Source organism: Acinetobacter sp. ANC 7912 (assembly GCF_039862785.1).
In the GTDB taxonomy this organism is placed as follows: Bacteria; Pseudomonadota; Gammaproteobacteria; order Pseudomonadales; family Moraxellaceae; genus Acinetobacter; species Acinetobacter thermotolerans.
Genome location: NZ_CP156795.1, coordinates 795,738 through 817,174 on the forward strand (window position 1 = coordinate 795,738; position 21,437 = coordinate 817,174).

Consider the following 21,437-nt stretch of genomic DNA (forward strand, 5'->3'; position numbering starts at 1 on the left):
AAATCATGAGCTATATCAAACTGACCCGTGACCAGATTGCTGAACGTGTTGCCCAGGACATTCCTGATGGTGCCTATGTTAACCTTGGTATTGGCTTGCCGACCAAGATTGCCAGCTATCTTCCTGCAGACAAGGATGTTTTCCTACATTCTGAAAATGGCTTGCTGGCTTTCGGTCCGCCACCTGCCAAAGGTGAAGAAGATCCTGAACTGATCAATGCCGGTAAAGAATTTGTGACCATGCTGACCGGCGGTGCCTTTTTCCACCATGGCGATTCTTTCGCCATGATGCGTGGTGGTCACCTGGACATTGCGGTACTCGGTGCTTTCCAGGTCGCTGCCAATGGTGACCTGGCTAATTGGCATACCGGTGCACCGGATGCGATTCCTGCAGTCGGTGGCGCGATGGATCTGGCCGTCGGTGCCAAGAAAGTCTTTATCACTACCGATCATGTCACTAAAAAAGGTGAACCAAAGATCGTGGCTGAACTGACTTATCCGGCCACTGGCCTGAAATGTGTAGACCGCATCTATACCGACCTGTGTGTAATTGATGTCACTGCTGAAGGCATGAAAGTGATTGAAAAAGTTGAAGGTCTGTCATTTGAAGAATTGCAGTCGATGACGGGTGCAACATTGATTAATGCGACACAAGGTTAAGTAATAAAGGAAAATTAAATCCCTCTAAATCCCCCTTTTTTCAAAGGGGGACTTTCGAAAATATATGCCGGAAGCTCTCCTCCCTTTATCAAAGGGAGGTCGGGAGGGATTAGAGGACTGGAAATAGAAACAATGAAAAACGCATATATCATCGATGCCATCCGTACCCCATTTGGTCGCTATGCCGGTGGACTGGCACCTGTTCGTGCCGATGACCTGGGTGCGATTCCGATTAAGGCCCTGATGGAGCGTAACCTAAGTATCAACTGGGAAAAAGTTGATGATGTGATTTACGGCTGTGCCAACCAGGCTGGTGAAGATAACCGCAACGTGGGTCGTATGTCCGCTCTGCTTGCTGGTGTGCCTTATCAGGTACCGGCAACCACGATTAACCGTCTGTGCGGATCCTCCCTGGATGCGGTAGCGATTGCGGCACGTGCCATTAAAGCCGGTGAAGCGAATCTGATTGTAGCGGGTGGTGTGGAATCCATGTCACGCGCCCCATTTGTGATGGGCAAAGCCGAAACGGCTTATGGCCGTACACAAAAGGTTGAAGACACCACCATGGGCTGGCGTTTTATCAACCCGAAACTGAAAGAACTGTATGGTGTGGAAACCATGCCGGAAACTGCTGAAAACGTGGCAGCACAATTCAATATCAACCGTGAAGATCAAGACAAGTTTGCCCTGACCAGCCAGCAACGTACTGCAGCGGCACAAGCCAGAGATTTCTTTAAACATGAAATCGTGCCCGTGGTCATTCCTCAGCGTAAAGGCGAACCGGTTGTAGTTGATACTGATGAACATCCACGTGCATCTACAACACTGGAAGGATTAATTAAGCTAAAACCAGTCGTAAAAGCGGATGGTACGGTGACTGCGGGTAATGCTTCTGGCATTAACGATGGTGCAGCGGCATTATTAATTGCATCTGATGAAGCTGTTGCTGAATATGGCCTAAAAGCACGTGCCAAGATTATTGGTTCAACGGTTGTCGGTGTAGAACCCCGCATTATGGGCTTTGGTCCGGCACCGGCGATCAAAAAGCTGCTAGCTCAGACCGGCTTGACGCTAGACCAGATGGATGTCATTGAGCTGAATGAAGCTTTTGCCGCACAGGCACTGGCTGTTACCCGTGACCTAGGTCTTCCAGATGATGCTGCGCATGTCAACCCGAATGGTGGGGCCATTGCAATTGGCCATCCACTCGGTGCTTCCGGGGGGCGTCTGGTGACCACTGCCTTGAACCAGCTGGAACAGACTGGTGGAAAATATGCCCTTTGCTCTATGTGTATCGGTGTGGGTCAAGGTATCGCGCTGATTATTGAACGTGTTTAAGACAATAACGAGCTCATGTTCAAGCAGAATGTGAGTTCATATAAAAAACAAAGTGAAGAGGGAAGATTTGATGAGTCAGTTATATGCAAGCTTATTTTACCAGCCAGAAGTAACAGGCATTTTTAGCGATGTTACTTTGGTGAAATATATGCTGGAGACAGAAGCAGCATTGGCTCGAGCACAAGCAAAAGTCGGTGTGATTCCCTCTGAGGCTGCAGAAAAAATTGTGAATGTCGCCCAGCGCTCTGTAGAAGATATTATTGATTTTGCTGCTTTGGCAAAAGCGTCAGGGCTGGCAGGCAATATTGCCATTCCTCTAGTAAAGCAGTTTACAGCTGCAGTTAAGGCTGTAGATGAAGAAGCTTCCCGATATGTACATTGGGGAGCGACTAGTCAGGACATCATTGATACCGCATGTATGCTGCAGTGCCGAGCAGCACTCACTGTCATAGAACAACAACTACAAAAAGCTATAAACGCGACTACTGCATTAACTCAAAAATATCGTGATCAAGTCATGATTGGGCGTACCTGGTTACAGCAGGGTTTACCACTGACATTTGGGCATAAAACTGCTCGCTGGATGTCAAGCTTGCAGCGTGATCTGGATCGTGTACAGCAACTGAAGCAGAACGTTTTAACAGTTCAGTTAGGTGGAGCAGTAGGTACCTTGGCTTCTTTGCTGGATCAGGGCAGTGTGGTCGTGCAGACTTTTGCAGCAGAGCTGAATCTGAATGAACCCGCCTGTACTTGGCATGGTGAACGTGATCGCTTTGTCGAAATTGCACATGTGCTCGCCACTATTGCCGGCAACCTCGGAAAAATGGCCCGTGATTGGTCCCTGATGATGCAGACTGAAATCGCAGAAGTATTTGAGCCAAGTGGTGCAGGTCGTGGTGGTTCATCGACTATGCCGCACAAGCGTAATCCTGTTGCAGCAGCTTCCATTCTGGCCGCAGCAAATCGTGTTCCAACACTCATGTCCAGTATTTACCAAAGTCTTGTGCAGGAACATGAACGCAGTTTAGGGGCATGGCATGCTGAATGGCTGGCAATACCAGAAATTTTTCAGTTATGTGCAGGTAGCCTGCAACGCGCGACTGAAGTTTTTGAGGGGCTGGATGTACAGACAGACAATATGCTTCGTAACTTGGAATGTACTCAAGGTTTGATTATGGCAGAGGCACTGATGATGTCGCTCGCGCCTGAGTTGGGGCGTTTAAATGCTCATCATCTGGTTGAAGCAGCATGTAAACAGGCTGTTGCGGAACATCGCCATTTATTGGATATCGTAAAAGAAAATCCAGAAATTACAGCTATTTTTAATGTCCAGCAGCTCGAACAGATTTTTAATCCACAGAATTATTTAGGAAATACCCAGCAGCAGATTGATGCGGTATTGCAACATGTACAAGGAAGATAGCCATCATGACACTTATTAATAATCGTAATGGCCAGCAATTAGCAGTTTATTCCTTTGGGGATGCAGCACATCCAGCCATTATTTTTTCAAATTCATTAGGCACAGATCATGGCATGTGGCAGTCACAGGTGGCCGAATTTTCTCAGCACTATTATGTGATCTGTTATGACACGCGGGGTCATGGCAAGAGTTCTGTTATTGAAAATACCTCCCTTACAGACCTGGCCAATGATGTACTGGATATTCTCGATCACTTCCAAGTTGAAAAGGCACATTTCTGTGGAATTTCTATGGGGGGAATTACTGGCTTGCAACTCGGACTCATTGCACCCGAACGCTTTTTAAGTATCACTATTGCGAATTCTGCGGCAAAAATAGGTCAAGAAGCAGCTTGGTTATCTCGTGCGACTACAGTAGAAGCTGATGGTTTGGCAAATATTGTCAGCACAACCCATACCCGCTGGTTTAGTGACAAGTTTGATTATATTCACGATGCCATCGCGCAAAAAACCATTCAAAGTTTGTCGGTGACAGAGCCGAAAGGGTATGCAGCCTCTTGTAGGGCGCTTGCAGCTGCAGACCTGCGTGAAGAGATCTCAAATATTCAGGTGCCTTGTCTGGCACTGTGTGGTGGTCTTGATCCGGTAACAACAGTGGCTGATGGCAAATTGATGCAAGAGCGTATTCCACAATGTGAAATTGCGATAGTAGAAGCATCGCATTTATCCAATATTGAACAGCCAGTGCAATTTAACCAAGTACTTTCAGCTTTTATTGCGAAGCACTGATTTTATTGAAAAAAACCATAATGGTATGAAGATGTTCCTCAGACATGTTCGTACCGCCAAATAAATCCTTAAGAGTGTATTTATCATGAATGATGAAGAACGTTACAAACAGGGAATTGAAGTGCGGACTTCTGTATTGGGGGAAGCACATGTTGGGCGCTCACTGGAAAACCTGAATGATTTTAATGAAGACTTTCAGAATTTCATTAGTCGTTTTGCTTGGGGAGAGGTCTGGTCTCGGCCAGGTATGCCGCGCCATACACGTAGCTTGGTGACTATTGCGATTTTACTGGCCTTGGGTCGAGAAGCCGAACTACGCATGCATATTCGTGCCTGCTTTAACAACGGTGTGACGAAAAATGATCTCAAGGAACTTTTCCTGCATTCATCTTTATATGCTGGTTTGCCAGCCGCAAATGCCGCCATGCATATGGCAGAAGAGGTCTTTGCTGAACTGGGAATTTCACCAGAAAAAATTAAATAACGGACGATGTTAACAAATTGAACAAGGAGAGATTCATGTTTCAGAATCAACTAGGCGCCTATGCGCAACGTAATACAGATGACCATCCACCAGCATATGCACCGGGTTATAAAACCAGTGTTTTACGCTCACCAAAAAATGCACTCATTTCCGTAGCACAAACACTGACAGAAGTCACTGCGCCACATTTCACCTCAGAACTATTAGGTCCAAAAGACAACGATCTGATTTTAAACTATGCCAAAGATGGTTTACCAATCGGTGAGCGTGTCATTGTTCACGGCTATTTGCGTGATCAGTTTGGCCGCCCTGTGAAAAATGCACTGATTGAAGTTTGGCAGGCAAATGCATCGGGTCGATATCGTCACCCAAATGATCAGTATATCGGTTCAGTAGATCCAAACTTTGGTGGATGTGGTCGAATGCTGACGGATGAAAATGGTTTCTTTATTTTCCGTACCATTAAACCAGGTCCATACCCATGGCGTAACCGTATCAATGAATGGCGTCCAGCGCATATCCACTTCTCAGTAATTGCAGATGGATGGGCACAACGTCTGATTTCTCAGTTTTATTTTGAAGGCGACACTTTAATTGATACGTGTCCAATTTTAAGAACTATCCCATCTGAAGAACAACGCCGTGCCCTGATTGCACGTGAAGATAAGAGTAACTTTATCGAGGCTGACAGCCGTTGTTATCGTTTCGATATTACTTTACGCGGTCGTCGCGGTACTTATTTTGAAAATGATTTGACATGATAAGGAGCATCATGATGTACGGTTGGAAATTTGAGGAATTACGTGAAACACCATCTCAAACAGGTGGTCCTTATGTTCATATTGGCCTGATGCCAAACCAGGCAGGGATTGAAGTTTTTGAACAGAGCTTTAACAATAAAATGGTAAAGCCGGAAACTCAGGGCGAACGTATCCGTATTGAAGGTCAAGTATTGGATGGACTAGGTTTGCCTTTGCGTGATGTATTAGTTGAGATCTGGCAAGCTGATGCGAATGGTGTTTATCCAAGTCATGCGGATACCCAAGGTAAGCAGGCAGATCCACACTTCTTTGGCTGGGGACGTGCAGCTGCAGATTTTGAAACCGGCCTGTGGAGTTTCGAAACAATTAAACCAGGTGCCGTACCTGGCCGTAAAGGTTCTATTCAGGCACCACATATTGCGCTAGTTATTTTTGCCCGCGGTATTAACCTCGGTTTGCATACCCGTATTTACTTTGATGACGAAACGGAAGCGAATGCCAAAGATCCATTATTAAATGGTATTGAATGGACGCCACGTCGTCAGACAATGGTTGCCAAACGTGAAGAACGTGATGGTGAAGTGGTTTATCGTTTTGATGTCCGTGTTCAGGGCGAAAATGAAACGGTATTCCTAGATATCTAAGCATTCGATGGAAAGCGTTAAACGACAAAAAAAGGTCAGTTTTTACTGACCTTTTTAATACAAATGAATAAAATTTCAGGATTTAATCAAGAACCATAAAAGCTGCACTGGTTTTTGCGACCAATTTGTTATGTTGCCAAGCTTCACTTTCAATACTCAGAATTTTTTTTCCTTCCTTGATATAACGTGCCTTGGTTTGCACATCACCTACTTCACAAGGTCTAAAAAAATCCATAGAAAGATTAATCGTCGCGGCTGGTTTCTGACTTTTATTGAGTGCTGCCAATATTCCCATAGCATCATCTAACATTGCACAGATCATTCCACCTTCTACTGTACCACGTGGATTAGTAAAACTTTCAATTGCTGTATACGTTACTTCAATTTCACGTTTTTCTTCATTCCATTGAATATTGTGACCATTTAATAAGTGATGAATAGGAGGGAGGTGGTCCAGAATCTTGTTATCCATAGCTATTATTCCTTAAAAATTTTTTAGATACTGATGATTCATTCTTTTTTATTTTCAGGTGAAAGCATCATCAATGGCGGCCTTGCCTCAACGTATTGCACTGCTTATAGCCATTGTCTGATTTAACGAGGTATAGGGGGAATACTCGTTTTAAAGCATGCTCAAGTGAAAGTCATTTTGGTTTGGAACGACATCTAAGATAAAAGAGGCTCTGCAAATTCAGAGCCTCTCGAAGAAGAAATTATTTAAACTTCCATGTGTAATCGACATTGATGCGGGTTTCATTCGCTTCTTTGATATTAGCAGTCGCAGGCATGTCATTGTCATAAATGGCATAACGTGCACGTAAACCAAGATTTTTTAATGGTCCATTTTGTACGGTATAGCCAATGTCAAAGTCGAGTTCATCTTCTTTGAAATCTGTTCCCCCAAATTGCGGCGCATAAATATTACTACCGGCAGTATAACGTGTCATAAAGCGTAAGCCAGGTACATAATTCTTGAAATCATATTCGTAGCGTAAGCTATAGACTTGTTCTTTTGGATTTAGGAATTCTCCAGTCCAGGTATCAATGGTTAAACCGGTTTCACCTCCAGTTAAATAAGGGAAAGCAGTTTTACCCTGATGATGGAATGTTGAAAGAATAAATTTATGGGCATCATGCTTAAGCTCGAAATGACTGTGAATGAGGTCATTATCGACTTTTCCAGCACGGCCTTGACCATCTTTACGGCTAAGATAATAACGTAGTTGGGAAGTTAAAACGGTTTGGTCACTAAAAGCGTATTTATAGGTACCACCTAAAAGTGACTGATGATATAGATCTTCTACATCCATATGGAAAGCGGTGACTTTCAAAGGAGCTGCGCTTAAATCGTAATGTCCACCGACATAGTAGAGGTGATCAGACTCTGCAGATGTGAAACGACCGTTTACTCCTGAAATTTTGATATTTTCATAATTGGTCGAATCTCGATGATTTACTTTATCAATATATGAGACTTGCAGATCGAGTTGAGGAATATCCTTGGATTGTAATGCCACGCCACGATATATCTGTGGAAGTAAGCGTGCAGGGGAGCCGACCAGTACTGGCGTCATCGGCTGTAATGTACCAACACGTAATTCTGTTTGATTGATTTTAGCTTTAGCAGTAATCCCAATTTCACCATATTGATCAGCAGGTTCATTGGTACGCGCATTACGAGGCAGGTTTCCTGTACCCCCATATTTTGCATCACCCTCCAGTTTAAAGCCTGCAGTGGCAAGGATATCCAAACCAAATCCTATAGGTCCTTCGGTGAAACCAGAATTTGCTTTTAAGATAAAGCCCTGACTCCAGTCTCTGAGTGCGGGATAACGGTTTTCTACCTGATAATCACGATCAAAGTAGAAATTTCTTGCAGTCAATTCAACTGCACTTTCTTCTATAAAATTGTTTGCTAAAGCAGGTGTACTACTTATAAGTAGTGGCACTATCCATAATTTATTCATTTTGATTCATCCTGAAGCTTTATAAAAAATATTCTTGTTTTGTGTTGCTAAAAGGTATTACTTACCGAGTAATTCTCTAGCAACAATCTCTTTCATAATTTCGTTAGTGCCTCCATAAATTTTCTGCACTCGTGCATCTACAAAGAAGCGTGAAATTGGATACTCCTGCATGTAGCCATAACCCCCAAAGAGCTGCAGCAGTTGATCGATAACTTCACATTGGGTATCTGTAATGAAGCATTTCAAGGCCGCGACCTCATTCACTGTTAGTGCATTTTGGCTATACAGCTGGGTGCAATGATCGACAAATGACTGGGCTGCCAGTGCCTTAATTTGAGCTTGGGCAAGTACAAAACGGGTATTCTGGAACTGAGACAACGGTTGTCCGAATGCTTTACGCTCCAGCACATAGTTTTTAGTGAGTTCAATTGCGCCCAGTATTGAACCAAGTGCCATCAGTGAAATACTGAGACGTTCACGTGGTAACTCCTGCATGAGATAACTGAAGCCTTGGCCTTCCTGGCCGAGAAGCTGATTTTTGGGTACTTTGACCTGATCGAAGAAGAGCTCTGCAGTATCTTGGGCATGCAGACCAATTTTTTTTAGACTACGGCCTTTTTTAACGCCTTCTAGATGAGCATCGACCAGTAGAATTGAAATGCCTTTGGCACGTGCCTGTGGATCCGTTTTAGCAACCAATACGATCAGATCAGCCTGTTGACCATTAGAGATAAAAGTCTTCGAGCCATCTACAATATAGTGGTCACCTTCAGGAATAGCTTGCGTACGAATTGCCTGTAAGTCAGAGCCAGCGTTGGCTTCAGTCATCGCAATTGCAGTAATGACTTCGCCAGTAACCATTTTCGGTAACCAGTATTTTTTCTGATCTTCAGAACCAATGTTCTGAATATAGGGAGAAACCAGTTCACTTTGTCCACCAATGGCAACCGCAAGAGAGGTAAATCCGGCTTGAGCTGTTTCTTGAACCAGCATCTGTGAATAATGAATCGGAGCACCAAAACCGCCATATTCTTCAGGTACATCAACACAGAGAAAACCGTTTTCACCAAGCTGATACCATAGCTCACGTGGAATCAAACCCTGTTCTTCCCACGATTCGTAGAATGGCGCTACATTTTCCTGTAGAAAGCGCCTAAAATTGTCACGGAACAACTCAAAATCACTATCCCTTTGCATGATTTCCCCTTTTTTGGACAAAAATAGCTTTACAGCTCCAAAAAAGGAGCTGTTTTTAAAATTGAATGACTTATGCTTTCAGTGTTGGAATGCGAATAATCAGTGGATTATTGACATTTTTTTCATACAGTTCCTGTACTAATGCAGCACGGCGCTTGAGAATGCCGCTTTGATTCAGATTTCCTTTATCAGTTGTTTCACCTGCATCCAGTTGTGGTGCCTCGGTCATGAGGTACAGCATTGGAACAGTATTGGAACTACCCGTAGCATCTTTATTGAAATCAAGAAGGAACTGTTTGAACCATTGTTGAACTTTGGGATGCGCTAAAATCTCTTTGGCATTTGAATGTTGCAGGTCTAAACCAGCATACTCAGCGCAGGCATTGATTTTCGGGAAAATCAAAAAACCAATCGCACTTAAATTGGAACCTGTAATGCACACATCTTGAATCAGTTGGTTACCCGTAATGAGGACTTTGTTGCGGAGTGTGCCAACGTTAACAAATGTTCCTGTATTCAGTTTGAAGTCTTCAGCAATACGGCCATCGTACATTAATCCCTGGCTTGGATCATTAGGATCTACCAGTTGCACAGCATCACCCGTACGATAGAAACCTTCTTCATCAAAAATATCGGCTTGCTGATCAGCAGGTAGACGCCAGTAATGTTTCATGACATTCTTGCCACGTACACAGAATTCAAGCTTATCGCCATATGGTGTTAACTTGACTTCACATCCTGGTGCCGGATAACCAATAAAGCCCGCCATGACTTTAGGTCCAGTGGTAAATACACAGGAAGGTGCAGTTTCGGTCATCCCTAGACCACTCATAATGCGTATACGTTCACCGCAGTGGTCTTGTGCAATCTTATCTAGTCGATTCCATCCGGCCTCAGACAAAGCTGCGCCAGCAAAAAACAGTACTTTTACTTTTGCAAAAAACTTGTCACGCAATTCAGCATCATGCTCCAGGGCTTCAGTAATTTCTTCCCAGCCTTTAGGTACATTTAAATAGACGGTTGGTGAAATTTCCTTCAAGTTGCGAATAGTTTCATCCATTTTACCTGGGACTGGTTTGCCATCATCGATATAGATCGTTCCACCGTTATATAAAGCGATTCCAACATTATGGCTACCACCAAAGGTATGATGCCAAGCGAGCCAGTCTACTAATATCGGTGGTGTTTCCTCAAACTCTGGGAAGGTTTGTAATAACATTTGCTGATTAGTACATAACATCAAATGTGTTGTGGGTACCGCTTTCGGCATTTTGGTAGAGCCGGAAGTAAACAGAAATTTTGCAATCTGGTGCTCATCAATCGTAGCGTAATGTGCTTTGATATCTTTTATTTCTGAGTCGAGTAGGGAGGCAAAAGCTGTACAGTCTTGTTCACCTAGTCTGCCCGAGTTGGTGATAATCTCGATGTCATCATTATTTAGACAACTTTGTATAGCGGAAGCAAAAGCATCCCCATCATTAGCAAAAACTAAACCAGGCGTCAGTGTATCGAATATATGTTTAAGTTTGCCAAAATCTTTGGAAATCAGTGAATAAGCTGGAGAAATAGCAGAGAAGGGAATACCTGCCAGCATTGCACCCATGGATAGTGTTAAATGCTCTAGATCATTGCCCGACAGGATCACAATTGGTCGTTCAGTAGATAAATGGGCACGGTTCTTTAAGGCTTGAGCGATTCGCCATGCACGGTTGGCTGTTTCAGCATAAGTCAGTTTGATCCACTCGCCTTGTGCATCACGTTTCGCTGCAAAGACACGGTCCGGGTGAGCCGCAGCATGTTCTAATAGTCGATCGGTCAGTTTCTGTGGATACGGTTTAAGTTGTTCTTTTGGAGAGATATAAAGCGCGCCATTTTTATATTCAAAATATGTTTCATGACTGCCTAATTTTACAAAACGTTCAGGATATTTCTGTGCTGAAACCGTCATGTGTGCCATTACTTATACTCCATGTATTTTTAGCTATTCTTGTTCCAAATAAAAGGAGCTGACTTCATGTCAACTCCTTTAAGTTTCTTAAACTGGATAGTGGCGCGAGCTGGTTTGAATGGTAATCCAGCGCAGTTCAGTGAATTCAGCCACAGACACCTTACTTCCAAATCGTCCGTAACCACTTTGTTTTACACCACCAAATGGCATTTGTGCCTCATCATGCACTGTTGCACCATTAATATGGCAGATGCCTGACTCGATTCTTTTTGCAACTGCTAGGGCTTGTGCAAGATCTTGGCTGAACACGGCTGCAGACAGGCCAAATTCAGAATCATTAGCCAGTTCAACCGCTTCATCTACAGTCTTAAATCGTTGTACGGTACAAACAGGGCCGAAGGATTCTTCTGCATACAATTTCATTTCCTTAGTAACGTCAACCACTAAGGTAGGTTGCATAATAGCATCTTGAATGTCTAAACCGAGTGGTAAATTTGCACCTTTTTCACGCGCATCTTCAACTAATGATTGAATGCGAGAGGCAGCTTTTTTGCTTTCCAGTATACCCAATGGGTAATTGCTTTCCAGTGGATTTCCTGCACGAATGTTACGAGTTTTTTCAATTAATTTTTCAATAAATGCGTCAGCAATTTTTTCATCAACCAATACACGTTCTGTAGACATACAGATTTGCCCTTGGTTAAAGAAAGCACCAAAACTGATAGCATTGACGGCTTCATCTAGATCAGCATGTTCAAGCACGATTACGGGTGCTTTGCCGCCAAGTTCTAGCAGTACTGGTTTTAGATATTTTGCTGCAGTTTCTGCAATGATACGGCCGACATGTGTAGAGCCAGTAAAGTTAATACGTTTAGTTAAAGGATGAGAAATCAGTCGTTCAACAATCTGTGGCGCATCTTGAGGAGCGTGGGTAATGACGTTGACCACGCCATCGCCCAGACCTGCTTCATGTAGTACTTCACCAATCAAACGATGGGTAGCTGGACATGCTTCAGAAGCTTTGAGTACAACTGTATTGCCACATGCAAGCGGCATAGCCAGCGCACGGGTGGCTAAAATGACTGGAGCATTCCATGGTGCCATTCCGACGATGACACCACATGGAACACGGATGCCCATGGCTAAATTGCCCGGTACATCTGATGGAATAACGCTGCCATCTATTTGTGTGGTCATTGCAGCCGCTTCACGAAGCATGTTGGCTGCAAGGTGAACATTAAAGCCATACCAGGTAGCTGTAGAGCCAATTTCACGGATTGCTGTCTGTATAAACTGTTCAGTTTTTTGATCCATCAAGTCCGCGGCTTTTAACAAGCGTAAACGTCGTTCTGTTGGAGAAAGAGCAGACCACGTCTGAAAAGCTTGATGGGCCGATTTAATGGCGCGATCTACATCACTGAGTGTTGCAGCTGCACTGATAGAGGCAACGCGACCATCGATTGGGCTGATTCTTTCAAAAGTTTGTCCCGAACTTGCAGCCAGTGATTGACCGTGAATCAGTAACTCTACGTTTTGCATGGCTAATGTTTCCTTACATGTCCATCATTTAAATGTTTAATCAATCGTTATTAAGCTGGACGCTTATAAGCCTGTAGACCTGGTTTGATGGATTTATCATCAAGGAACTGTTTAAGGCCTTGTTCACGACCACCCTCATCATCTCGATGGTTGCACTGGTCAAGTTTTGCATATAAATAGTCTTCATTTTGTTCCCATGTCAGTTCACGGCAACGTTTGAAGCCATTCTTCGCAGTACGAAGTACAACTGGGTTTTTCTCAAGAAGATTATTTGCCAGCTCGGTAACTTCAGCTTTCAGTTGAGCAAGAGGCACACTCTTGTTTACCAGGCCCATTGCAGCAGCTTCCTGACCATTAAAAGTTTTGCCTGTCATGATGTAGTAAAGCGAAGTACGGTGGCCTACGGTATCTGCCATTGCTTTACTTACCAGGTTGCCAGGAGGGATGCCCCAGTTGATTTCAGACAGGCCGAATGTTGCCTCATCAGCAGCAATCGCTAAATCACATGCAACAAGAGGAGAGAAGCCACCACCGAAGCACCAGCCATTTACCATGGCAATTGTTGGTTTTGAATAGAAGCGTAATAAATGCCATTGCCAACGAGATGCATCACGGCGAATACGCTCCTGGAAAATTTCAGGTTGGCTATCTACTTCACGGAAATATTCTTTTAAGTCCATGCCAGCCGTCCAGGAATCACCTGCACCAGTTAATACAAGCACTTTTGCTTCTGGATCTAGCTCAAGTGTTTCAAGCACATCAATCATTTCTTTATTGAGAGTTGGACTCATTGCATTCTTTTTTTCTGGGCGATTTAAAGTGACCCAAGCAATGCCTGCTTCAACTTGTACATCTACTGTTTTCCAGCGGTTTTGATAAGACATTTCCTACTCCTTAGTGTTTGTTTTATGTCCTGATGTAATTTAATTTAATATCAGTTAAACTTACATTCAAGTCTTATTTTAAATTTTTTATGATTTTTTTATAAGCACAAGAAATTTAATGAATTAATTATTTATTTTGTAAAAATATAAAAATATATATTGATTAAATTATAAGTTTAGGTGATATTTTTTTGGTTGCTTAGGACGGTAAGCAATACATAGGATGTGTATGAATTAAAAATTTAATAAAGGACAATAACTAATGGAAAATAGTGTGAGTAGTAAAGGTAAAACCACACTGACACTCGTATTGTGTTTTGCTATTGCCATATTTGAAGGTTTTGATCTTCAATCGATGGGAGTCGCAGCACCACGTATGCGAGCAGAGTTTGGTTTAGATAATGCCCAAATGGCATGGGCATTTAGTGCTGCCATTTTAGGTACATTACCCGGTGCATTACTTGGTGGGCGCTATGCAGATAAAATTGGACGTAAAGCGGTTCTTCTCATTAGTATTCTTATCTTTGGTGTCATGTCTGTACTGACAGCATATGCTAGTGAATACAGTTTGATGCTTCTCATCCGTTTTTTAACTGGGCTAGGGATGGGGGGAGCATTACCAATGATGATTACCATGGCATCTGAGGCAGTTTCTGAGAAATACAAAGGAACCGCAGTTAGTGTCATGTATAGTGGCATTCCTTTTGGCGGAATGTTAGCTGCATTTGTAGCAATGGCTATGGCAGGTGATACTGAATGGAGGCATATTTTTTATGTCGGAGGTATTGCGCCTGTCCTGCTTATTCCAATTTTAATGAAATTCCTGCCTGAATCGACTGCCTATCTTGAAGCTCATCAAAATAAGCCAACTACGTCATTTATGGAGGTACTATTTGCGAAAGAACGTCGTTTTTCTACCATTCAAATCTGGATCAGCTTCTTCTTTACATTAGTGGTGTTATATTTCCTTTTAAACTGGTTGCCGTTACTTATGGGGGCACAGGGTTTAGGAAAAGCCGAAGCGAACTATGTGCAGATTGGCTACAACATCGGCGGTATTTTAGGCTCAATCCTTATGGGTATTTTGCTGGATAAATTACGCATGAGTTTTGTAATCAAGTTGATTTATGTCGGTATTCTGATTTCACTTTGCTGCCTTGCTATTTCCCCTACAGTTGCATTACTGTCTTTATCCGCTGTGGGATGTGGACTGTTTATTGTAGGCGGTCAATCTGCACTCTATGGTCTTGCTGCAATGTTCTATCCTACAGAAATGCGCGGTACAGGTGTTGGAGCAGCAGTAGCCGTTGGGCGTATCGGATCTTTCGCCGGACCTCTCTTTGCTGGTGCATTATTATCTTTGGGATCTAGTTCCGCAATGGTTATCGGTGCAAGTATTCCATTGATTCTGATTGCCGCAATTGCAGCGCTTTGCTTGGTGCGTAAGCCTAAGGCAACACAACCAATGTCTGTATTAAATACATCGACCCAGTAATGTGTTGACTCAAGTATGGCCATAATTGGCCATACTTTTTTATGTCTAGGATTTAAGGTTGAATTAAATATTATGAATCATCAACTAAATCAGCTTCCTACTCTGAGTTATATGATTGCTCGTGTAGACCGTATTATCAATAAATTGCTGAGTGAACGTTTAAAGCCCTTGGAGATCACTCTGCCTCAATTTACAACCTTATCGGTATTGGCTGCCAAAGGTAATCTTTCTAATGCCAAACTTGCAGAACGATCATTTATTAAACCACAGTCGACTAACAAGATTTTGCAAGATTTATTAAGTAATGGCTGGATCAGTAAAGAATCCGATCCTTCTCATGGGCGCCGAATTCTGATTAATGTTACTCAAGAAGGTATGGATAAAGTCAATGCATGCCGTGAAGTCGTCAAGGAACTGGAACAGACCATGTTGCAGGGTATTGATATTAATTTAGCCTTCCTCATCAGAAACAACCTGGAAATTATGGTATCCAACCTTCAGCAGTTAAAAAATGAATGACTATTCATTTGATATTTTTAATTAAGGCCAAATGACCAATATAGGTCATGGATCATTAAGAAAAGAAAAACAATGAATTTGCTATCTGTTGAATTATTTTCATTCACCCGGTAGCATCATCACAGATATTATAAATGAGTAAGTCCATGTCATCAGGTCAGCAGGTACTGATTGAACTTAGAAAAATGATCATTTCAGGGGAAATTCCCGGTGGTGCCCGAATGGCAGAAATTCCGACAGCGGAAATGCTGGGGGTATCACGTCAGCCAGTTCGTATGGCCTTTAGATTACTTGAGCAAGAAGGCTTATTACTTAAAAATCCGACTCGTGGTTATACAGTTCGTGAGATTTCTCCTAAACTGATTCAAGATGCCCTGGAAGTTCGTGGTGTATTGGAGGGACTGGCCGCAAAAAAACTGGCTGAAAAAGGCTTAACTGCAGAACAGCATGATCAGTTAATGCAGTGTATTACCCGTATTGATCCGATATTCAAAAAGCCAGAATTAACAGATGCGGATCTTGAAACTTATCATCACTACAACACAATTTTCCACAATACTATTATTCATGGGGCTGAAAATATCGCGATTGTGCAGGCTTTAAGTAAAAATAATCAGTTGCCTATGGCTTCTGCTCAAGCGCTGACTTTTGATAAAAATAATCCACTCTCGGAAATACGTCGTCTTCATCATGCACATATACAGCATTGTGCTATTTTCAATGCCCTGAAAAATCGTGACTCTGCACGTGCCGAGAGTTTAATGCGGGAGCATAGCTTGGTTGTGACGCTAGGAGACATGATGCGTTCTATTTTTACACCTGGATCAAACTCTCACATTTGATATTCAAGTTTTACTACTTCTAAATAGAAAAACCCTTCTGAGGGCAGAAGGGAAGAACATGGGGAAGATAAATCTGTTTCGTAGCTGTCATGGATATATGAATATCTAGAGGCTACAGGTTGCAGCCTTAAAGCTTAGACGTCTATGACTAGCATTTTGGATTTAGCCCTTGAACAACAAGGCGTAAATTGATCATTTGCAGCTTGCTCTTCTTCGGTGAGATATAGATCTCGATGATCAATTTCACCTTCAATTACTTTGACTAAACAAGTTCCACAGATTCCTTGTTCACATGATACTGGAACATGCACCCCTGCAGCTTCTAATGCCTGTACTGCAGTTTGGTCCTGAGCAACCTGGATGAGCTGACCTGTTTTTAAGATTTTAAGACTAAAACTGCCATCATCACTGGTATCTATAGCTGGCGCGCTAAAGTGCTCTTTATGAATATTTGTTTCGGACCAAGATTGCTGTTGAGCAGTGCGTATAACGAAATCCATGAAACCTTGCGGTCCACACACATAAACATGATGAGATGGATTAGGTTGTGCAATTTCCAGTGCTAAATTGCAATGGGTTTCAGCTTCATCATCAATATGCAAATGTACAGCTTCACCAAGTTGAGCCAAGTCCTCCTGAAAAGCTAGGGCATCACGGGTTTTTACAAAGTAAAAGAGCTTAAATGATTTGTTTAGTCGCTTTAATTCTTTGGCCATTGCCAGAATAGGAGTAATCCCAATCCCACCCGCACATAAAATGGCATGTTCAAGTTGTTCATCTAGTGCAAACAGATTACGTGGTTCACTAATTTTAATACGCTGGCCAGGCTGAAGCTGTTCATGCATATAGCGTGAACCACCTCGTGACTGAGGGTCATTCAGTACACCAATGATGTATCTATGCTGCTCACTACTACAGTTGGCCAAGGAATACTGGCGTATTAAACCTTCATGCATATGTACATCAATATGTGCACCCGCTTTAAAAGGAGGTAAAAGTTGTCCATCACAACTGATCAATTCAAATGAACGAATTTGATTGTTGTGTTGATGGATCTGATGAATGGTCACTTCCATGTGAGTACCGCTCCAAAAATGGAAAAATCAAAATACCAGTGAAAACTTTTGCTATTTAGCCAATAGTCACTGATGGGATCTGTTCTTTGCCTGCAATCTCGTTGATTTGCTCTTGGCTAATCAGGCGATCAATCACTTTGCGCGCCTGTACACCACCTGCATCAATATTTAGCATCAACAATTTACGCTCAGGATAACGCAGCAGGTTCTGTTGCTGTTGTTCCAACATGTCCAGATCTTCAGAGAAAATCTTACCTTGACCTTCACGAATCTGGTCTGTCAGATCGGCGTTGTTTGGTTGGAAATGACGAGCCATACCCCAAAAATACCAGTGAGAAGTCTCTGTTTCTGGTGTAATAAAGTCTACGACAATGGAAGAGACTTTATGTTCAGCAGGTGCTTGATACCCACCTTTACCTGCATGAGCAACACCAACTTCGATGTGTACATTGCTTGGAGCAAAGAAATGGCAAATCTGCCAACGGTCGACAGGAACGTCATCGGCAAGATTGTTGCCTCTCAAAGCCATTTTCCAAAAAGGTGGAGCAAAGACATTTTCCATATGTCGTTCTGTAATCACATGGTCACCCTCTACACGGGTAGTAGGGGCTGCTTCATCAATTTCTTTCTGGCCAATACTTGCTGAATGGACATAAGTTTCATGGGTAAGATCCATCAGGTTATCAATCATCAGACGGTAATCGCAGTTGATATGGAATAATCCGCCACCATAGGCCCATTCAGGGTTATCAGCCCATTCAAGTTCAGGTAATTGATCTTCGCTTGCAAGAGACTGCTCTCCTGGCCATACCCAGATAAACCCAAATTTCTCTACTACGCTATAGCTTTTATTGCAGGGAAAACCGCGAACACGCTGTCCTGGCATAGAAACTGTTTTACCATCGCAGCCCATGACTAGACCATGATAACCACATACCAGATTGCCATCTTCAACGAAACCCAAAGAAAGAGGTGCACCACGGTGTGGGCAAAAATCTTCTACTGCATAAACTTTGTTTTCTTTGCCGCGGTAAAACACCATTTTTTCGCCGCAGATTTGACGGCCTAAAGGTTTGTCAGTCACTTCTTCAGGTCGAGCTGCAACATACCATGCATTTTTAATAAACATCGTTGATCTCCTTATCAATTGGATCCAATTTAAGTATATTTATTTAAATAGTCAACATATATACTATTAAAAAGATGAAATTGGATCCATTAATTAATTTTAGTTTGATCTGAAGGTCTGATGCTTATCAGAATTTTATAATGCTACTTTGTTTAAATGAGAAAAGATTTAATGACATAACTAAATAGGGCTTTTAAGAAAAATAATCTAGCTTTCCAAGAGTTGCTCATGCTCATAGTTCTACAGAATCTCGGACACTATTATGTGTATTTGTTAGAAGCCGCGTAGCGATATGAGTATTTTTATATATGCTCTAAGTAAATTTCAGGGAATTAACTGTCTTAATTTATTCAAAAATAGTCTTTACTAGCTCAAGCATTCTAAAAAGCTTGAATCCAAATTTTGTATAGAGTTGTTGGGGGTAGAGACATTTTTACATAAGGAAATTGAGCACATGACTCAGCTATGAAAATAACCAATATAACTTAAATACAATTTCAAAAGATTTCTGGTGAACTCATTACTTGTTAGATAGTCTTATTTAATTGAAAAATTAATAAATATCATGGCTTTATAGATTTTAAATGATTCAAAATACTTTCTTTAATGGCGGATTCAAGCGGCAAGTGCAACAGTATAAAAACCAGCCATAACTTCACTCGGTGTATACCAACCTAGCGTTTTTCTAGGACGATGGTTGAGTGCAAATTCTATCTGCTCTATTTGTTCGTTTGACACGTCATCAAACGATGATGATTTTGGCAGATATTGACGGATTAAACCATTCGTATTTTCATTTCTAGCTCGCTGAATAGACTTGTAAGGATCAGCAAAATACGTCTCTATCCCGGCATCAGTAATTCTTTTGTGTTCGGAAAATTCTTTACCATTATCAAATGTCACACTATAAGCATGGCTCATTCGTAAACGATCTAACGCACAAGTAATCGTTTGAGAGGATGCTCTCGTTGATCCTAAATGAACAATATGTACATACAGGCTCTTTCGATCAACAAGGGTTAATAAAGCACCTTTATGATGTTTACCAATCACCGTGTCACCTTCGAAATCTCCTAAACGTTGTCGTTGATCAATGACCTGGTCTCGACAGTGAATACTTGTTTTATCAATGATTTGCCCCCTACGATCCGTGTTTTTGTAACCTCGTTTTCGATATTTCTTCTGATGCCTTAAGTGTAGATGGAGTTTACCGCCTTTTGATTTATCTTGATAAATGTACTGGTAAATCCACTCATGTGAAGGTACATCCAGCCAACCGCGTTGTGTTAAAGCACCTGAAATTTGTTCTGGTGACCAGTCCAAGCCAATTAAATAATCAATATAGGCGAAGGCAAATGCTGTCATTGATGAGGAAGGACGGTACCGTCTTTGACTTGCAAATTTAGCTGCCTGTTGAGCCCTATATCCACGTTGCCCAGTATTTCTTTTTAATTCACGGTAGATGGTTGATCGTGAACGCCCTAACTCCCGAGCAAGGTTAGCGATTGAGCTTTTACTTTTCAAAGTAGCATAAATTTCGCATCTTTCATCTTGAGAAAGTTGGGTGTATTTCTTCATTGTGTGCTTTCCAATTGCGAGTTGAAAAAGTCTAATGATTCTATGAATACACCTAACTTTTTCAACTAATTACAAATGTGTCGCACTTGGGATTTGAATCTGCGAATTATAAAGCTTATCTTGAAAGTAAAAATGCTTTTTTAACCTGAGTTCGATGAAATCCACTTAACCTTTTAGCATATTTTGGAAAGTTGGCTTATTGGGGTTCAAACAATAAGCCACTACAGCAGCCATGATATTCACCATGAAGTTATTTACCGAACGATGACGTGAATGTTCAAGTTGATGTAAATTTTTTAATTGATCATTCACTGTTTCGATCAATCCTCTTCTGCAAAGTAATTGTTTTTCTTCTTCAGTTTGGATGGGTTTATTTTTCATATTCCGACGTGATGGGGTCAATATTTTCAGTCCTCTTGCTGCTAAAGCTTCGGCTTTTGCTTTGCTTAAATAGCCTTTGTCTCCGAGTAGGATCCCTTTTAATTCTTGAGTTAAAGATTCTAATATAGCAACATCATGAACATTTCCCGATGTCAGCTTGAGATTAATAATTTCACCTAAATTATTGATAACGAGATGTAATTTAAAACCATAAAACCAACCCGTACTACTTTTTCCACGACCGGCCAAGCCTTTAAATACACGATGCCTTTTAATCCGAAGATTATGGCAAACTACCAATTTAGTGGAGTCAATGATACTGATTCCCGTATCTTTTCCTTTCACCTGATGGAAGAAGCTACTCAGAGCTTGCAAACAACGGGGCATGATTTCAATAAATCGGTTGTAGCTAAGCAGTTTAGGAAAAGCAGATTTCCAGAATGGAACGATCATTTGGCAATAAAAATATTTGAAGAATCTAAAACCGGATTGATGAAATAAAATGACAATGGTCATTGCTTCAGACAAGCTTAAAGCTGACTTTTTCAACCTGGTTTTTTGATTAGAAATTAAAGCTTTCTCTAAAGATTCATTAAATTTTTTGCAGAAATCATCCAAAATACAAAATAATTCGGTAATATGATCCATTGAGAAGCCTTGTTTTATAACATTTTGTCTTGAGAACCAATATGTTACAAAAACAGGGCTTTTTTTCTACTCTTTTTTTATATCGAACTCAGGTTTTTTTAGAATTTTGATAGAAAAGGCTAAACCAAATTTCAAAA

The 21,437-nt window shown here is 41.8% G+C and carries 20 protein-coding genes; 10 read left to right on the forward strand and 10 right to left on the reverse strand.

Annotated features, from left to right (window positions below; all coding sequences use genetic code 11):
• Positions 1–5: 5 nt before the first annotated feature.
• From ABEF84_RS04005 to pcaG, 7 genes are all read left to right on the forward strand, one after another.
• Positions 6–659: a 3-oxoacid CoA-transferase subunit B gene (locus tag ABEF84_RS04005; RefSeq protein WP_347455563.1), complete on the forward strand. Its 654-nt coding sequence runs from the start codon at positions 6–8 to the stop codon at positions 657–659.
• A gap of 132 nt (positions 660–791) precedes the next feature.
• Positions 792–1,997, forward strand: a complete 1,206-nt coding sequence (gene pcaF / locus ABEF84_RS04010; protein WP_347455564.1) for a 3-oxoadipyl-CoA thiolase — start codon at positions 792–794, stop codon at positions 1,995–1,997.
• Between the two features lie 70 nt (positions 1,998–2,067).
• Positions 2,068–3,420 carry a 3-carboxy-cis,cis-muconate cycloisomerase gene (pcaB, locus tag ABEF84_RS04015; protein ID WP_347455565.1) on the forward strand — a complete coding sequence of 451 codons (1,353 nt, stop codon included), beginning with the start codon at positions 2,068–2,070 and terminating at the stop codon, positions 3,418–3,420.
• A gap of 5 nt (positions 3,421–3,425) precedes the next feature.
• A complete protein-coding gene (locus ABEF84_RS04020) occupies positions 3,426–4,208 on the forward strand; it encodes an alpha/beta fold hydrolase (RefSeq protein ID WP_404798869.1) in 783 nt (260 codons plus the stop codon).
• Between the two features lie 85 nt (positions 4,209–4,293).
• Positions 4,294–4,692 (forward strand): 4-carboxymuconolactone decarboxylase, encoded by a 399-nt coding sequence (pcaC, locus tag ABEF84_RS04025; protein ID WP_347455566.1) that lies wholly within the window; start codon positions 4,294–4,296, stop codon positions 4,690–4,692.
• 35 nt (positions 4,693–4,727) lie between these two features.
• Positions 4,728–5,453, forward strand: coding sequence for a protocatechuate 3,4-dioxygenase subunit beta (pcaH, locus tag ABEF84_RS04030; RefSeq protein WP_347455567.1), 726 nt, complete (start codon positions 4,728–4,730; stop codon positions 5,451–5,453).
• 14 nt (positions 5,454–5,467) lie between these two features.
• Positions 5,468–6,097, forward strand: coding sequence for a protocatechuate 3,4-dioxygenase subunit alpha (gene pcaG / locus ABEF84_RS04035; protein ID WP_347455789.1), 630 nt, complete (start codon positions 5,468–5,470; stop codon positions 6,095–6,097).
• A gap of 82 nt (positions 6,098–6,179) precedes the next feature.
• Here the strand turns inward: pcaG and ABEF84_RS04040 are convergent, their stop codons facing one another.
• The 6 genes from ABEF84_RS04040 to ABEF84_RS04065 all read right to left on the reverse strand — a co-directional run bounded on the left by ABEF84_RS04040 (position 6,180) and on the right by ABEF84_RS04065 (position 13,632).
• A complete protein-coding gene (locus ABEF84_RS04040) occupies positions 6,180–6,569 on the reverse strand; it encodes a PaaI family thioesterase (protein ID WP_347455568.1) in 390 nt (129 codons plus the stop codon).
• A gap of 241 nt (positions 6,570–6,810) precedes the next feature.
• Entirely contained in the window at positions 6,811–8,064 is a 1,254-nt protein-coding gene (locus ABEF84_RS04045; protein ID WP_347455569.1) for an OprD family outer membrane porin, read from the reverse strand.
• A gap of 57 nt (positions 8,065–8,121) precedes the next feature.
• A complete protein-coding gene (locus ABEF84_RS04050) occupies positions 8,122–9,261 on the reverse strand; it encodes an acyl-CoA dehydrogenase family protein (RefSeq protein ID WP_347455570.1) in 1,140 nt (379 codons plus the stop codon).
• Positions 9,262–9,331: 70 nt separating this feature from the next.
• Positions 9,332–11,218 (reverse strand): feruloyl-CoA synthase, encoded by a 1,887-nt coding sequence (locus ABEF84_RS04055; protein WP_347455571.1) that lies wholly within the window; start codon positions 11,216–11,218, stop codon positions 9,332–9,334.
• Positions 11,219–11,296: 78 nt separating this feature from the next.
• Complete coding sequence (locus tag ABEF84_RS04060) at positions 11,297–12,748, reverse strand: aldehyde dehydrogenase (protein ID WP_347455572.1); 1,452 nt, start codon at positions 12,746–12,748, stop codon at positions 11,297–11,299.
• A 50-nt stretch (positions 12,749–12,798) separates the two neighbouring features.
• Positions 12,799–13,632, reverse strand: coding sequence for a p-hydroxycinnamoyl CoA hydratase/lyase (locus ABEF84_RS04065; RefSeq protein WP_347455573.1), 834 nt, complete (start codon positions 13,630–13,632; stop codon positions 12,799–12,801).
• 262 nt (positions 13,633–13,894) lie between these two features.
• Between ABEF84_RS04065 and mhpT the strand changes: the two genes are divergently transcribed.
• From mhpT to ABEF84_RS04080, 3 genes are all read left to right on the forward strand, one after another.
• The gene (gene mhpT / locus ABEF84_RS04070) at positions 13,895–15,127 is read left to right on the forward strand and encodes a 3-(3-hydroxy-phenyl)propionate transporter MhpT (protein WP_347455574.1); all 1,233 of its coding nucleotides are present in this window, start codon (positions 13,895–13,897) and stop codon (positions 15,125–15,127) included.
• A gap of 72 nt (positions 15,128–15,199) precedes the next feature.
• Positions 15,200–15,646, forward strand: a complete 447-nt coding sequence (locus ABEF84_RS04075) for a MarR family transcriptional regulator (protein ID WP_347455575.1) — start codon at positions 15,200–15,202, stop codon at positions 15,644–15,646.
• A 146-nt stretch (positions 15,647–15,792) separates the two neighbouring features.
• Complete coding sequence (locus ABEF84_RS04080) at positions 15,793–16,488, forward strand: GntR family transcriptional regulator (protein WP_347455576.1); 696 nt, start codon at positions 15,793–15,795, stop codon at positions 16,486–16,488.
• Between the two features lie 134 nt (positions 16,489–16,622).
• On the opposite strand, the gene ABEF84_RS04085 is transcribed toward ABEF84_RS04080, so the two are convergent.
• The 4 genes from ABEF84_RS04085 to ABEF84_RS04100 all read right to left on the reverse strand — a co-directional run bounded on the left by ABEF84_RS04085 (position 16,623) and on the right by ABEF84_RS04100 (position 21,300).
• On the reverse strand, positions 16,623–17,564 hold the full coding sequence (locus ABEF84_RS04085; protein WP_347455577.1) for a PDR/VanB family oxidoreductase: 942 nt from the start codon (positions 17,562–17,564) through the stop codon (positions 16,623–16,625).
• A 55-nt stretch (positions 17,565–17,619) separates the two neighbouring features.
• Positions 17,620–18,693 (reverse strand): aromatic ring-hydroxylating dioxygenase subunit alpha, encoded by a 1,074-nt coding sequence (locus ABEF84_RS04090; protein ID WP_347455578.1) that lies wholly within the window; start codon positions 18,691–18,693, stop codon positions 17,620–17,622.
• A gap of 615 nt (positions 18,694–19,308) precedes the next feature.
• Positions 19,309–20,271, reverse strand: coding sequence for an IS30-like element IS18 family transposase (locus ABEF84_RS04095; RefSeq protein ID WP_347456222.1), 963 nt, complete (start codon positions 20,269–20,271; stop codon positions 19,309–19,311).
• 165 nt (positions 20,272–20,436) lie between these two features.
• Positions 20,437–21,300 carry an IS982 family transposase gene (locus ABEF84_RS04100; RefSeq protein WP_004679438.1) on the reverse strand — a complete coding sequence of 288 codons (864 nt, stop codon included), beginning with the start codon at positions 21,298–21,300 and terminating at the stop codon, positions 20,437–20,439.
• Positions 21,301–21,437: the final 137 nt, after the last annotated feature.

What these genes read in the sequence shown, in the direction of transcription:
- ABEF84_RS04005 (WP_347455563.1), top strand. Translation starts at nt 6, where the DNA reads ATGAGCTATATCAAACTGACCCGTGACCAGATTGCTGAACGTGTTGCC.
- pcaF (WP_347455564.1), top strand. Translation starts at nt 792, where the DNA reads ATGAAAAACGCATATATCATCGATGCCATCCGTACCCCATTTGGTCGC.
- pcaB (WP_347455565.1), top strand. Translation starts at nt 2,068, where the DNA reads ATGAGTCAGTTATATGCAAGCTTATTTTACCAGCCAGAAGTAACAGGC.
- ABEF84_RS04020 (WP_404798869.1), top strand. Translation starts at nt 3,426, where the DNA reads ATGACACTTATTAATAATCGTAATGGCCAGCAATTAGCAGTTTATTCC.
- pcaC (WP_347455566.1), top strand. Translation starts at nt 4,294, where the DNA reads ATGAATGATGAAGAACGTTACAAACAGGGAATTGAAGTGCGGACTTCT.
- pcaH (WP_347455567.1), top strand. Translation starts at nt 4,728, where the DNA reads ATGTTTCAGAATCAACTAGGCGCCTATGCGCAACGTAATACAGATGAC.
- pcaG (WP_347455789.1), top strand. Translation starts at nt 5,468, where the DNA reads ATGTACGGTTGGAAATTTGAGGAATTACGTGAAACACCATCTCAAACA.
- ABEF84_RS04040 (WP_347455568.1), bottom strand. Translation starts at nt 6,569, where the DNA reads ATGGATAACAAGATTCTGGACCACCTCCCTCCTATTCATCACTTATTA.
- ABEF84_RS04045 (WP_347455569.1), bottom strand. Translation starts at nt 8,064, where the DNA reads ATGAATAAATTATGGATAGTGCCACTACTTATAAGTAGTACACCTGCT.
- ABEF84_RS04050 (WP_347455570.1), bottom strand. Translation starts at nt 9,261, where the DNA reads ATGCAAAGGGATAGTGATTTTGAGTTGTTCCGTGACAATTTTAGGCGC.
- ABEF84_RS04055 (WP_347455571.1), bottom strand. Translation starts at nt 11,218, where the DNA reads ATGGCACACATGACGGTTTCAGCACAGAAATATCCTGAACGTTTTGTA.
- ABEF84_RS04060 (WP_347455572.1), bottom strand. Translation starts at nt 12,748, where the DNA reads ATGCAAAACGTAGAGTTACTGATTCACGGTCAATCACTGGCTGCAAGT.
- ABEF84_RS04065 (WP_347455573.1), bottom strand. Translation starts at nt 13,632, where the DNA reads ATGTCTTATCAAAACCGCTGGAAAACAGTAGATGTACAAGTTGAAGCA.
- mhpT (WP_347455574.1), top strand. Translation starts at nt 13,895, where the DNA reads ATGGAAAATAGTGTGAGTAGTAAAGGTAAAACCACACTGACACTCGTA.
- ABEF84_RS04075 (WP_347455575.1), top strand. Translation starts at nt 15,200, where the DNA reads ATGAATCATCAACTAAATCAGCTTCCTACTCTGAGTTATATGATTGCT.
- ABEF84_RS04080 (WP_347455576.1), top strand. Translation starts at nt 15,793, where the DNA reads ATGTCATCAGGTCAGCAGGTACTGATTGAACTTAGAAAAATGATCATT.
- ABEF84_RS04085 (WP_347455577.1), bottom strand. Translation starts at nt 17,564, where the DNA reads ATGGAAGTGACCATTCATCAGATCCATCAACACAACAATCAAATTCGT.
- ABEF84_RS04090 (WP_347455578.1), bottom strand. Translation starts at nt 18,693, where the DNA reads ATGTTTATTAAAAATGCATGGTATGTTGCAGCTCGACCTGAAGAAGTG.
- ABEF84_RS04095 (WP_347456222.1), bottom strand. Translation starts at nt 20,271, where the DNA reads ATGAAGAAATACACCCAACTTTCTCAAGATGAAAGATGCGAAATTTAT.
- ABEF84_RS04100 (WP_004679438.1), bottom strand. Translation starts at nt 21,300, where the DNA reads ATGGATCATATTACCGAATTATTTTGTATTTTGGATGATTTCTGCAAA.